The sequence below is a fragment of the Peribacillus sp. NPDC058075 genome, assembly GCF_042885195.1.
In the GTDB taxonomy this organism is placed as follows: Bacteria; Bacillota; Bacilli; order Bacillales; family DSM-1321; genus Peribacillus.
In genome coordinates, this window is sequence record NZ_JBHVSL010000001.1 from 2,327,955 (window position 1) to 2,341,272 (window position 13,318).

The 13,318-nt window shown below is 39.6% G+C and carries 14 protein-coding genes; 2 read left to right on the forward strand and 12 right to left on the reverse strand.

Going from position 1 to position 13,318, the window contains the following annotated elements:
• Window positions 1–137: 137 nt before the first annotated feature.
• From ACFVS1_RS11585 to ACFVS1_RS11595, 3 genes are read right to left on the reverse strand one after another with little or no spacing between them, the layout of a single operon-like run.
• On the reverse strand, window positions 138–1,274 hold the full coding sequence (locus tag ACFVS1_RS11585; protein WP_352920933.1) for a zinc-dependent alcohol dehydrogenase: 1,137 nt from the start codon (window positions 1,272–1,274) through the stop codon (window positions 138–140).
• A gap of 15 nt (window positions 1,275–1,289) precedes the next feature.
• On the reverse strand, window positions 1,290–1,652 hold the full coding sequence (locus ACFVS1_RS11590; RefSeq protein ID WP_241589722.1) for a spore coat protein: 363 nt from the start codon (window positions 1,650–1,652) through the stop codon (window positions 1,290–1,292).
• A 12-nt stretch (window positions 1,653–1,664) separates the two neighbouring features.
• The gene (locus tag ACFVS1_RS11595) at window positions 1,665–1,880 is read right to left on the reverse strand and encodes a spore coat protein (RefSeq protein ID WP_352920935.1); all 216 of its coding nucleotides are present in this window, start codon (window positions 1,878–1,880) and stop codon (window positions 1,665–1,667) included.
• A gap of 175 nt (window positions 1,881–2,055) precedes the next feature.
• Between ACFVS1_RS11595 and ACFVS1_RS11600 the strand changes: the two genes are divergently transcribed.
• A complete protein-coding gene (locus tag ACFVS1_RS11600) occupies window positions 2,056–2,259 on the forward strand; it encodes a hypothetical protein (RefSeq protein WP_352920937.1) in 204 nt (67 codons plus the stop codon).
• Window positions 2,259–2,558 carry a spore coat protein gene (locus tag ACFVS1_RS11605; RefSeq protein ID WP_144529305.1) on the forward strand — a complete coding sequence of 100 codons (300 nt, stop codon included), beginning with the start codon at window positions 2,259–2,261 and terminating at the stop codon, window positions 2,556–2,558. The genes ACFVS1_RS11600 and ACFVS1_RS11605 overlap by 1 nt, the downstream gene beginning before the upstream one ends.
• 205 nt (window positions 2,559–2,763) lie before the next feature.
• Here the strand turns inward: ACFVS1_RS11605 and ACFVS1_RS26885 are convergent, their stop codons facing one another.
• The 9 genes from ACFVS1_RS26885 to ACFVS1_RS11645 form a co-directional block, all read right to left on the reverse strand.
• Window positions 2,764–2,874 carry a DUF8096 family protein gene (locus ACFVS1_RS26885; RefSeq protein WP_483878257.1) on the reverse strand — a complete coding sequence of 37 codons (111 nt, stop codon included), beginning with the start codon at window positions 2,872–2,874 and terminating at the stop codon, window positions 2,764–2,766.
• Between the two features lie 373 nt (window positions 2,875–3,247).
• Window positions 3,248–4,630, reverse strand: a complete 1,383-nt coding sequence (locus ACFVS1_RS11610) for a sigma-54 interaction domain-containing protein (RefSeq protein ID WP_387547436.1) — start codon at window positions 4,628–4,630, stop codon at window positions 3,248–3,250.
• 166 nt (window positions 4,631–4,796) lie between these two features.
• On the reverse strand, window positions 4,797–6,572 hold the full coding sequence (locus ACFVS1_RS11615; protein ID WP_387547438.1) for a sigma 54-interacting transcriptional regulator: 1,776 nt from the start codon (window positions 6,570–6,572) through the stop codon (window positions 4,797–4,799).
• A 408-nt stretch (window positions 6,573–6,980) separates the two neighbouring features.
• Window positions 6,981–7,772: an enoyl-CoA hydratase/isomerase family protein gene (locus ACFVS1_RS11620; RefSeq protein ID WP_101225175.1), complete on the reverse strand. Its 792-nt coding sequence runs from the start codon at window positions 7,770–7,772 to the stop codon at window positions 6,981–6,983.
• 21 nt (window positions 7,773–7,793) lie between these two features.
• Window positions 7,794–8,279, reverse strand: coding sequence for a (2Fe-2S)-binding protein (locus tag ACFVS1_RS11625; RefSeq protein ID WP_352920947.1), 486 nt, complete (start codon window positions 8,277–8,279; stop codon window positions 7,794–7,796).
• Between the two features lie 4 nt (window positions 8,280–8,283).
• Window positions 8,284–9,159: an FAD binding domain-containing protein gene (locus ACFVS1_RS11630; RefSeq protein WP_144529309.1), complete on the reverse strand. Its 876-nt coding sequence runs from the start codon at window positions 9,157–9,159 to the stop codon at window positions 8,284–8,286.
• A 51-nt stretch (window positions 9,160–9,210) separates the two neighbouring features.
• Window positions 9,211–11,631 (reverse strand): xanthine dehydrogenase family protein molybdopterin-binding subunit, encoded by a 2,421-nt coding sequence (locus tag ACFVS1_RS11635; protein ID WP_387547442.1) that lies wholly within the window; start codon window positions 11,629–11,631, stop codon window positions 9,211–9,213.
• Window positions 11,612–12,253 (reverse strand): nucleotidyltransferase family protein, encoded by a 642-nt coding sequence (locus ACFVS1_RS11640; RefSeq protein WP_387547445.1) that lies wholly within the window; start codon window positions 12,251–12,253, stop codon window positions 11,612–11,614. Before ACFVS1_RS11640 ends, ACFVS1_RS11635 begins: the two co-directional genes overlap by 20 nt.
• Complete coding sequence (locus tag ACFVS1_RS11645) at window positions 12,240–13,298, reverse strand: XdhC family protein (RefSeq protein ID WP_387547447.1); 1,059 nt, start codon at window positions 13,296–13,298, stop codon at window positions 12,240–12,242. Before ACFVS1_RS11645 ends, ACFVS1_RS11640 begins: the two co-directional genes overlap by 14 nt.
• Between the last annotated feature and the right edge of the window lie 20 nt (window positions 13,299–13,318).

Genomic DNA, 13,318 nt, shown 5'->3' on the forward strand with positions numbered 1-13,318 from the left:
AAAATCTTCTATGCGTATTTCATCCAGAAGTGAAAATTACACCAAAAAGTAAAAAAAGGGTTTGATACCTTCTCTTCTTACTCATAGTCCATATACATAGTTGTAAAATCTATTTTTCCAAATGAAAACAACCATCTTTATGGCTTAAGGACCACTTTAATACATCCATCTGTCCTTGTATCAAATACTTCATACCCATGCTTTGCTTGGTCAATTGGAAGTACATGGGTTACAACATCGCCAGGATCTACTTTTCCTTCTGATATTAGTTTATAAAGGTAGGGCATATATGGAATAACAGGAGCCTGTCCGGTTTTAATATCCACGTTTCTTTGGAAAATATCTCCAAGAGGGAACCCATTATAACGGCCGCCATAAACGCCTGTTATCTGTATGGTTCCCGCCTTACGCACTGCTTGGGACGCAATTACAATCCCTCCCATGGCTCCCCCATGTAATTTAAGACCCGAAGCAAGATATTCCATCGGAGTCATTTTGCCACTCATCCCGGAACAGTCAATAACGATATCTGCACCACCTTTAGTGATTTCTTTAAGGTATTCGCCAGTGTTTTCATACTGTGCAAAATTTACGGTTTCGACTTTATTCGTCCTTTTTGCATGTTCTAAACGATAATCGAGATGGTCGACAGCAATCACCCTTTTCGCCCCTTTAAACCAAGCGAATTTTTGAGTAAGTAGACCTACTGGACCACAGCCTAAAACGATAACCGTATCGCCAGGTTTGACACCTGCGTGATCTACACTCCAGAATGCTGTAGATGCTGCATCAGCGAGCAACACCAATTTTTCATCTTCTACCTCGCAGTTTTCTGGGATTTTGAACGGAGTAAAGTTTCCATAAGGAACACGCATATATTCAGCTTGCCCGCCTGCATACCCACCAGTTGTTTCTGAGTATCCAAAAAAACCACCCATTTCCCCATGAGGATTTGAATTATCGCACTGACTTGTAAGGTCGTGGTCGCAATACCAGCAGCTCCCGCAGCTAACGTTAAAGGGGATAATGACCCGGTCTCCCTTCTTTACCTTAGTTACCCCTGGTCCAACTTCCTCAACAACCCCCATCGGCTCATGACCAATCACATAATCTGTAGGCATATTGGGAATCATTTGATGAATTAAGTGCAAATCGGAGCCGCAAATCGCTGAAGTAGTGATTTTTACGATAATATCATCCGAATTTTTGATGTTAGGGTCTTTAACTTCTTTAACCTGTACATTTTTATTGCCCTGGTAAGTTACGGCTTTCATGATGCTTTTCCTCCTTTATTTATTCGGCGTTGCAAACATGCCGAGTCTGTCAGTATCATTCGGGAAAAGATTCATTCCAGCAATACTAACCGCCATATCGGCTGATTTCAAATCTAATTCCACCTGTTTACCTACATCGTTCGGATAAAGCCAGCCCTTACTGATCATTAAATCGGATAACTCACCATGTAAGTCAATAGATTGCTCCATTTGCTGGTACAGTGCTTTTCTCAATGCGGGATTCGCTGTTTCAGATAATGCAATACCATAAGTATGAATCCCACTTTTGATAGAGAGTAGAAAATCTAGCGCGAAAGAGGAATCAGCCATTTCCGGCATATGTTCAGCACCTTGAGGATCTAAAAAATCCATTTCCATTTAAATTTCACCTCATTTTTCATAGTTTGTTCGGGCTTCTGTATAAAAACCCTTTAGCTCGTTTATAGCAGCTATGGATTGTTGTACGTCTTTTTCCATTAATGCTTTTAAGTCATTGTCAAAGCAAATTCCTTGCATTAATTTAGATCTCATTAAACCTATTGTTTTAACATTTAAAATTTCATGCGTTTCCATGGTTTCATGAAATGCCAAGCTTTCATTTTCCATACGGTTCACCTCCCTAATCCTATAAAATACCTTTCCCTGTTCATCTGTCTGTTATACGGACCGATAGGTAGTTTTTTCGCAAAATACACATTACCTTTGTAAATGATAATGTATAAAAACTTTTGTTTGACGAAAGATATGTAAGTGAATTCTCAAAGAAATGGAGTGAAAAATCATGACGAAAAATTTAGGACTGCATGAAACTTTAGAGGCGCACGAAATTTTATCTTTCAAGAGTCTTTGTCTAACAAAGTCCTCTACAATGAGCAGTTTAGTGCAGGATACAGAACTACAAAATATTCTATTAAAAGACATGAGCACTGGGACACAAGATATTCAAAAACTGCAGGAAATTCTGACGAATCGAGGGGAACAGTAATGACAAATTTTTTGCAAAATATGGCGGGTATGGGTGGCATGACTGATCAGGTGATTGCAACGGACTTCTTAATATCCGCAAAAACAGGAATAAGAAATCTTGCATTTGCCATTACCGAAACAAAAACACCTGAATTGAAAGCAGCCTTAAGAGAACAGCTTCGTGTCGCTGTAGAAAGACACGGAGAGATAAGCAATTATATGATTTCAAAAGGTTACTATCATCCACATGATTTAAGTGAACAATTACAAGTTGATTTAAATACAGCAAATACAGCCCTAAACCTTCCTCAACAATAAAGTCAACTCATGGTTGTGAAATCAGAAAGATTTCACAGAGGTACGGGCAAATGGTAAAAAAGCAATGAATTTCTCTGAAATACATTGCTTTTTTTAGGGGTATATTATAGCAAGTTCTTAGCAAAACGGGGGAATAAAGGTCGTGTAGATGATCCAATCTATAAGCTGTTGTGTTTTAACTAATTTGACTTCTTTCTTAATTGGGTTAAATCGATTTCTTCATGCCACACTCTTTGCATTTACGAATATATACATAGTTCTTAACCGAACTTTCAAACTGAGCTTTACCGCAATTGTCACAGCGACCACTAACGATATTATCAAGACCTTAATTGAAAAAAGCTAGATAAATTAAAGGACATAACATCTTAAATATGTTATGTCCTTTCTTTTTACATACTTAGTTGATAGTTATTCAATAAAAGGATTTTGCTACGGTTCATCTATTCATTAGTTAAAATAATTAATTCCTATTGCTTCTCTTACTTCTAAAAGTGTTTCTGCTGCTACTGAACGTGCATTTAGACTGCCTCTTTTTAATGTTTCAAACACAAAATCCAAATGTTTTTCATAATAATTTTATTTATTTCTAATGGGCTCTATTTCTGCTTGAAGTATATCATTCAAATATCTTTTTACTTTTACATCTCCTAAACCACCTCTTCTGCCTCTTCTATAATGAGTAGACGTTATAGACCATGTTTTTTCATTTTCCGGATTAAGGTCGTATGCGAAACGCCCAATACTTTGGCAGCCTTGCGAATACTCCCTTCCTGCTGAATCATGCTCTCGATTAGATTTTTCTCCACTGACTTAAATAAGTTACTTTTGGTATCCTCATTTCTTAAGAGTTTTGATAGACTGACTCCCGTATGTTGTTTTGCAATAGGCAAATCCTTCGGTTCTATTACATCGTTTTTAGTGGTTAGGACAAGTCGCTCTATAATATTTGACAATTCTCGGATGTTGCCTGGCCAGTGATATGCGCAAAGAATATCCATAGCATCCATCGTAAATGATTTATTCTTATTATATTCCTTATTAAAATTTTGGAGAAAATGGCCGATTAACAAGGGGATATCGTCCTTTCGTTCCCTCAATGCTGGAGTCTGGATAGGGATGACATTCAATCGGTAATATAGGTCTTCCCGAAATTCTCCTCTCAGGACCATAGATTCTAAATCCCTATTGGTCGCTGCCACAATTCTTACATTGACCTGAATCACCTTCGTTCCACCGATCCGGGTAAACTGCTGGTCTTGTAGCACACTTAAAAGTTTTGCCTGAAGATATAAGGGGAACTCCCCGATTTCATCCAAAAATAAGGTTCCTTTATCAGCAAGTTCAAACAATCCTGGCTTCCCATCCTTCTTTGCACCGGTGAAGGCACCGGTATCATAGCCAAAGAACTCAGATTCCAAGAGATCCTTAGGGATGGCCCCGCAGTTCACTTTGATGAAGGCCCCGGAATCCTTCCGCTTACTTGTTTCATGAATTTCCCTAGCCAAGACATCTTTTCCTACTCCAGATTCACCCAACAGGAGTACAGTTGAGTCAGTTGGACCGATATGGTGAATAAGGTCGAGAATTTCCTTCATCATCCGGTTAGCGGTGATAATTCCCCTTTTGGAATGATGCTGTCGAAGTGATAAAAGTTCCATATAATAATTTGCTGAAAGTCTCTCTATTTCTTCTACCTTTTTCTTCATAACTATCTGATCGGTTATATCATGGGTGATGGATAACACCCGAATCAAACGGTTTCCTCCATCAAAGATAGGAATTGCAGTAACCAAGACAGTCCTTCCGTTCTGATATTGTTGGAAATCGGTCACCGTTTGTTTTTCCTGAATAGCCCTCAATGTGACAGATTCTTTTTGGAAGATCCCACTTTCCACAATATCCCTTATATACCGCCCAGCATAAGCTTCGAGAGGTAAACCGCTTAATTTAAGCATGGACTGATTGACCAATAGAATTTTCCCTTCCTGATTCATTGCCAAAATTCCATCTTGAAAATTTTCCACAATTGTCCGATATAATTCTAAATCAGGTATCCTTGTAAACTCCATGTGCTCCTCCTACGATCCAAATTGTATAGATATAAACCATTTCCAGTAACTCTATACAGTACAAAAGAGATGTACGATAAGCAGAACAAACAACGACGAATATGAATCTCAATATATAACCGGATCCAAAACGAACCATAATTAGAATAGTAATGTTCATAGTTCTTTAGCGAATCGCATTGAGGGTAATCCCAAACTCTTTCATCTTTTTGAGAACCATTGTATGAGTGACACCTATGGCCTTACCAGCTTTTCGCACTGATCCATATTTTTTCAGGGCTTGGATTAGCGCTTCCTTTTCCAGATCGACCAGGTTGCCTCCTTCTGCAGGACCGTAACAAGACGGCTTGAGGATTTGCAAGTCTACCTCAGGTTTACCTTCTTGAATCTTCAGTTTATTTTCAATCTCGTTACATTCACTTGCTATATTGGGAAGATGCTTCAATTTAATGACCTTGGCACGGCAGGTAAGCACTAGTCGTTCCACTATATTGGATAACTCCCGAACATTCCCGGGAAATTTATACATTAACAAATGATCCACAACTTCTTTTGATAAGCGTTTTGAATATTGATGTTTCTCATTAAATTTCTTCAAAAAATAACCAAGTAGCTGAGTAATATCATCCTTTCTTTCCCTTAGTGGCGGAATTGTTATTGGTATGATATTCAATCTATAATAGAGATCTAGCCGAAATGTTCCTTCCTCCACCATTCTTTCCAAGTTTCGATTTGTTGCAGCAATAACCCTTACATTAATTTTAATTGTTTGTGTTCCTCCAACTCGGATAAGTTCCTGTTCCTGAAGAACCCGCAGGAATTTTACCTGCATATCTAATGGCAACTCTCCGATTTCGTCAAGGAAAAGAGTTCCGTTATTGGCCAATTCAAAAATACCCTGCTTACCTTCCTTTTTTGCCCCTGTAAAAGCACCCTGTTCATATCCGAACAACTCTGCCTCTAATAGGTTAGGAGGAATCGCTCCACAGTTTACTTTCACGAATAATCCTTTTTCAAAACGCAAGCTGTTTTCATGTAGCACTTTGCCAATGACCTCTTTCCCAACTCCAGATTCCCCCAGCAATAATATAGTAGAATCGGATGATGCAACATGATAGACAAGGTCAAGCACATCTAGCATTTCTTGGCTATTGGCTATCACTTCTCCTGAACTTTTTATATTTTGAATGCGCACTTGTTTGAGCTCTTTTGGGTAGCGCGAAGGTAAATTCTTGGAATCAGCAAGTTGCTCCTGAAGTCTAGTTAAGTCCGAGACGTCCCTGACGTTTGCCAGAACCCGGATCAATTCTCCTTTTTGGTTGAAAACCGGCGTAGCTGTAACCAGAGTATATATTCCAGTATTTTTATACTTCTGAACGTTGGTATATGATCTTCCCGATTGTAGCGTCTTCATCACCACAGAATCATTCAGAAATAGGCCTTTATCCACCATATCGTTCATGTGCGCCCCGACCATTACCTCCTTGTTCAGTAAAGTGATCTGTTCAAACTCCTTATTGATATGCAGAATATAACCTGTCTCATCTGTTATCAATATTCCATCATAAGAATTGTCTATAACGAGCATCAACTGATTTAATTCATCCTGCAGGCAACGATGAATCTCATTCCATTTGATACTGCCGTAATAAATTCCATCCTTTACAACAGGAATAATTTGGTGGGTGTTGAAACACGGTAAGCCGTAAATCACTTCCGTCCCGTCGACTGAAACACAGTCTTTATCAATGTACTCTTCGACGAATCGGTTTGTATCAGTATTTAGTAAATCCCTTGCATGAATTATTCCTATGAAATTTTGACCCGACAAAACAGGAATCTCATTTAATTGTGAAGACTTCATGTATTCAATGGCTTTCCAGATAGGATCTGCACTTTGAATGACAGGAACATTTTGTTCAATACGATCTAACCAGTTCATGTATATCACCTTTTTTATTCTTTTCGAACAGATTAAGGATATTTGGAATTGTTTTTTGTTATATAGATATGTAGAAATGAAGCTCTTATAAATGAGGACGGATATGAAAATTAACCTAATAAACACCATCGTGAATACTATCAGTTGAGTAAACAACCTCTTAAACAATAATATTATTACTCTTCAAATAGGTATAACTGTATATCATTCGATAGTTCATTGGTCAACTAAGGATAGAAGATTTTTCTTTTTGATTATTTTAAATATCCAAAGGTGTAAGTCCTTGTAAGGAAGTCAAAAGGAACAAAAAAAAGATTGTAGAGAGAGTAATACCACGCTTTCTCTACAAGCTGGGAAAGGACGAATTCAGGGGTTTCTCAACACCTCAGTTGACTTACTATCCATTATTTACTTTCCTTTAAAAATAGGTTTTCTCTTTTCGACGAACGCATCTACGCCTTCTTTAAAGTCTTCTGTTGTGCGAAGGAGGCCGTAGGCTTTCCCTTCCATTTTCAATCCGACTCCCAACGGACTTTCTTCAGAAGCGTTCAACACTTCTTTTGCCACACGCTGAGCAAGTGGAGAAAATTGAACAAGCTCCTCAACTAACGAATCCACTGTTTGTTGAAGGTCCCCTTTAGACACTACTTGTGTTAATAGACCCCATTGATACGCTTCATTTGCAGGAATTTTTCTGGCACGCATGATCATGTCCTTTGCTCTTGTTAAGCCCACAATCTTTGCAATTCTCTGTGTACCTCCGCTCCCAGGAATCATTCCTAGATTCATTTCCGGAAGGGCAAGCAGGGTATCTTCCCGTGCAATCCTGAAATCACAGGCCATCGCAAGTTCTAGGCCTACACCGAACGTATATCCCTGCAGCTGAGCGATGACAGGTTTTGGAGAGCGTTCAGGAGCAGCCACGTTTTCGGCTAAATGGGAAAGCTTTTCTTGATGGGTCGCCATAAATTCCGGGATGCTTCCTCCTGCACTGAAGCATACATCTCCTGCTCCCTTGAGGATAATGACACGCACTTCATCATCTTGATTCAAACCATCAAAAATCTCTGTCAGCTGTTCTCTGCCGAGCATACTGATATAATTCATTTTCTCTGGACGATCGAATACGATTGTTGCTGTTTGTTTTTCTGCATTTTTCTCTACCCGAATATGGTCATACGTTTGCTCTGTTATAGTCATATGTTATTTCCCCTTTTCTATTTAAGATGAGATCGCTGTTTTTTTATTTACAATCGTTTTCTCGATGGCATTAATGATACCTTCATATCCCGTGCAGCGGCATAAGTGGCCAGAAAGCATTTCTTTGATTTCCTTGGTAGAGGGATCTGGCTTTTTTTCAAGATAATCTGTTGTAGACATTAAGATACCAGGTGTACAAAATCCACATTGAAGACCGTGGCATTCGACAAAGTTTTTCTGTAGATCTGTCAACTCACCATTATTCGCTAACCCTTCAACGGTTTTAATTTCGTCTCCATCTATTTGTACAGCAAACATGAGACAACTTCTCACAGCCGTGCCATTAACGTGTACGGTACAAGCACCACAAACACCGTGTTCACATCCAACATGTGTTCCAGTCAGTCCGCATACATCTCGGATAAAATCACTTAATAGCATTCGTGATTCCACTTCTTCTTGATAGACTTTGCCATTAATAGTTACTTCCACTTGATGACGTCCCATTTCTCTACCTCCTTGCCCTTTCATAGGCTTGTGTTAACGTACGCTTCGTTAAAACTTTAGCAAGATGTGTTCGATACTCTGCTGAAGCATGAAGATCTGATTCGGGCTCAACTGCTAATTCTACACTTTCAACTATTTTTCCTAGCAAAGAATCGGACAGTGTTTCCCCTATCATGAAGTCTTCTGCATCCTCTATTAACAAAGGAATGGCCTCCACTCCGCCAAGGGCTAATCTTATGGATGAAATCTTGTCATGATCATCAACTGTCATATAGCAAGAAGCAGCAACTAACGCGAAGTCTCCATGCCTCCTGGCAATTTCCTGAAACGAATACCCCCGTCTACCTCCAATGATTGGAATATTAATCTCCGTTAAGATTTCTGTAGGCATAATATCTGTCGTCAAATAAGTAACAAAGAAATCTTCTGCACTAACGTTTCGAACCTCATCCTTTGATGCTATTTGCACTGAACCGTTCAGTGTTAGCAAGGCAAGTGGGAGCTCGGCACTTGGATCGGCATGAACAATGCTTCCGCCTATAGTTCCCCTATTCCTTGTTTGCACATGACCAATTTGGGTAATTGCTTCGGTTAATAGACCGCAGGTATTGGCTACCATTTCAGATTCTTCTACTTTACTTTGTCTTGTTAAAGTTCCTATTTGAAGCAGATTTTGATTTTCATCATTTTTAATATAATCAAGTTCTGATAAACCATTTATATCAATTAAGCACTTGGGTGATGCAAGGCGCATATTCATGATGGGAACTAAGCTTTGCCCACCGGCAATGATTTTTCCATCTTCACCGGCTTCTTCTAAAAGATTCAATGCTTCATTTAGTGTGGTAGGTTTATAGTATTCAAACTTTGGTGGTTTCATATTTCCCCTCCCCTTCGGCAATCCTATTTTTATGAGATTCAGAAAATTTGTTTAAGGAGCTGTCACTTTTTCCTTTGCCTCATTGAGTAACTTCCAAATGCGATTAGGACTTAATGGCAGCTCATCGATCATAATATCTAAATGGGCTAAGGCATCACTTACGGCATTGGCAATCGCCACCGGTGCACTCATGGTATTCCCTTCACCCAAGCCTTTGGCTCCTAATGGAGTAAGAGGGGATGGAGACTCCGTATGTTTAATCGTTACATTAGGGATTTCCGGAGCAGTTGGGCATAAATAATCCATAAATGACCCCGTTAAGAACTGACCATTCTTGTCATAAGTTAATTCCTCGTATAAAGCGCCACCAACACCATGAGCCAGACCACCCATGATTTGTCCATCTGCAATCAACGGATTTAAAAGCTTTCCAGCATCATGAACTGTGAAATAATCTATTATTTTCACTTCTGCTGTATCCGGATTAATTTCAACAGTCACCATATCTGCAACAAATCCGTATGTGACAGAGGAATTGATCAGGTCGTTATCATCCGGTGGTTCTGCAGCCTGTGGAGTATAATAATGAGTTTCATAGATTCCTGGTTCCATTCCTTCAGGTAATGCAAGCGGATTCCAATGTGCTAGACCCGCAAGGCGCTTGATAGGAAACTTTTTAGCAGGATTATCCCTTACGTAAATGAAACCTTCTCCCAGCTCGAGCTCAGAGACGTCTACACCAAGTTGAGAGGCAGTAATGTTAAAAAGTTTTTTCCTTACCTTTTGGGCTGCATAATAAATAGCGCTTGAACCTAAAGAGGCAAATCGACTTGAATAGCTTCCTGAAGCGATGGACCAAGGACTGGTCGCTGTATCAAGTTCAGCGATTATATTTATTTGTTCCCTTGGTATCCCTAAAACTTCAGATACGATTTGGGCTGCCACGGTTTCGTGTCCTTGACCTGTTGGTGCAGTGCTAATTCTCACGTTTACACTTCCTAATGGATCCATTGAAACAGTAGCCGCTTCAGATGCACCTGACTTCGGTAAGGATTTCGCTCTTTCTTCTGGTGTTAAGGCAACCGTGATATATCCCATATTTGATCCGGATGGTTCGACGATACATGCAAGGCCGACGCCTAAAATTTTTCCATTTTTACGCGCTTCTGCTTGTTTTTTTCTAAAGTTCTTATATTCCCCCGTTAAAAGAGCGAGTTCAAATGAATTCTCATAATCCCCACTGTCGTAAATTCCACCCGAAGCTGTTGTGAATGGAAATTGTTGTTTTTTAATCAGGTTTTTTCTAATCACATCAGAGTGGTCCAAAGAAAGTTCTTTTGCAATAAGCTGCATCATTCTTTCGAGGGCAAAGTAATGCTCCTGTCCCCCGTAACCACGGATTAACCCGGTAGGTGACTTGTTTGTCATGACTGCAAACGCTTCTATATCTAAATTTGGTATATCGTATGCCCCGGTTGAGTTAGCATGGTTACGGTATAAGCAGGCTGGTTCTGGTGCGCGAATATAAGCACCAACATTATCCATCAATTTCATTCTTAAACCGGTGACCTTGCCATCATTTTTGACGGCGGCTTCAATGTAGGTCACGCGATCTGTTCCGCTCGCACTTGATGAAAGATGTTCCTGTCGATCTTCTATCCATTTAACTGGACAGCCGAGAAGTTTACTTGTGATGGAACAAAGAACGATATATGGGAAAAGCCCTGCCTTTATTCCATAACTTCCCCCTATATCCTTTGGAATGATCAGTCTTAGTTTATTGCTGGGGACTTGTAAGGATTGAGCCATGATTGCCTGAATAATAAAGGGTCCATGAAAATTAGCATGAACGTTATACTGATTATGAGCAGAATCATAGTTTGCAACCACACCATATGTTTCAACAGGGGTAGCCGTATATTTCGGAAACTTATATTTATGCTTGATGATATGATCTGCTTCTTTAAAGGCTTTATCTACATCTCCATAATGGAATTGACGATGATTGGCAATATTCGACCCAACATTTTCATGTAAGATCGGTGCATCCTCTTGTACCGTTTTCTCAATATCTACAATGGCTGGTAACTGTTTATAAGAAACTTTTATCTTTTCCATTGCGTCTTCGGCAGTATAACGATCCTTGGCAACTACAATAGCAACGGGTTCTCCAACATACCTCACCTTTTCGATAGCAAGAGGAAAATACTTAACTGGTGCCGTAACCCCAACACTAAATGGTTTTACATGGTCTTTTATGTCTTGACCGGTTACCACTCCCTTTACTCCCTGCATTTTTTCCGCTTCGGTTGGGTCTATGGATATTATATAAGCATGAGGATGTGGACTACGTAAAATTGCCGCATAGCCTGTATTTGTTGTGTTACCAAGATCATCAATATAAGTTCCTTGACCGGTTAGTAGCCGTTTGTCCTCCACCCTCGTAGCAGACTTACCTATTACCTTTGTCATGTACAACCCCCCTCTTTTTAATCAATCTTTGATAATCGTCTATTGTGTCAACATCCGGAATAATGGGCTGATTCATTGGTGCATATACAACTTCCCTGTAAAACTTTTGAATGACGGACTTTCCACCACTATCTCCTTCAACCTGTAAAAGATGATGAAACATATCTCGTTTGAATAAAACAGGATGCCCCTTCTCGTTGTTTAAAAAAACCGACTGAACGATGGATGGCCTATTCTTTACTTGGTAGGTTTCAACAATTCTGTTTATTGAGCCTTCATCCATTTCAGGCTGATCGCCTAAAAGAATAACCATGGCCTCTACTTGTTGGGGTAATGCTGCTAGTCCGACTTTAATCGAAGTAGACATACCTAAATGTGAATCATGATTCTCTACCACTTGTTTTATACCAGGAACAGATACCGCCTCTACCAATCCATTCACTTTTGGATTTACCACAACAACCACCCCATCAAGTACTGAGTGTAAACACGTTTCGATAACATGAAGAACTAGTGTTTTTTGTTGATAGGGCAAAAGCATTTTTGGAGTACCCATTCTGGTAGATAAGCCCGAAGCTAAAATGATCCCCCAGACTTCATGATTCTTATCATTGATAAGCAATCACTCTCCTATGATCTCTAGAGGTGTTCAATAGTTCCTTACCCTTCGTTTGTTTTAAATGCATCGAATTACCACCACGATGAACATTAACCAATTCTGCAGCAATACTGATAGCAATTTCCTCAGGAGTTTTTGCACCAATATCAAGGCCTATTGGACTATAAATACGGTTTAACTGTATTTCATCAATAGTGAAACCATCCATTATCGGTTGGAGCAACTGATTTGTTCTGGTTGTTGGTCCTAACACTCCGATATAGGGTACCGATGAATGTAACAACGATTTTAGAACCAATTGGTCTTGAGTAAAATTGTGGCTCATCACAATAGCATAACTATGTTCACTTGATAGAACGGAAGTGGGGTGGTCTCGTTCATAGCATATTAATTCATCGGCTAAGGGAAAATTTCTTTTATTTACAAAGCCCGGTCGGTGATCTAATACATTTACATTCCAGCCTAAGTTTTTAACCGTCTTCACCAATGGAACAGCGTCTGGTCCTGCACCAAATATGTATAGGGTAGGAACCGGCGTAATATGATCATAGAAGACTTCACTGTTATCTATCATCTTGAGATCCATTGGTTTCCCAATTTGTAAATTGGAGTGAACCCATCTCTCACCGATCATAGATTCTTCTTCATCACTAGTTATGGTTGCTATGATAATGGGCTGACTTGTTGTAAAAGCTTCTCTCATTAACTTGCTTCTTTCATGGTGACCAACAGGATCAAATAGCTCTATAAAAATCTCAATGGCTCCATTACACCCTACACCTAAGCCCCAAATTTGGTCTTCTTCGCCCCTGAAATCGTAATGGATTTTTTTGGGTTTTTCTGTTTGTAAAACTTCTTTTCCGTGCTCAAGGACATCACCTTCCACACATCCTCCACTTAACAAGCCTATTAACTCTCCATCTTCAGCAAAAAAACATTTTGCCCCTTCTTTCTGGTAGGTTGAACCTTCGACACGTATGACAGTGGCCAGAATTCCTCTTTTCTTTTCTCTGATACACCTGTCCATCTCGTTTATTATGGTAATCATAACCACCCCTCCCAAAGTGA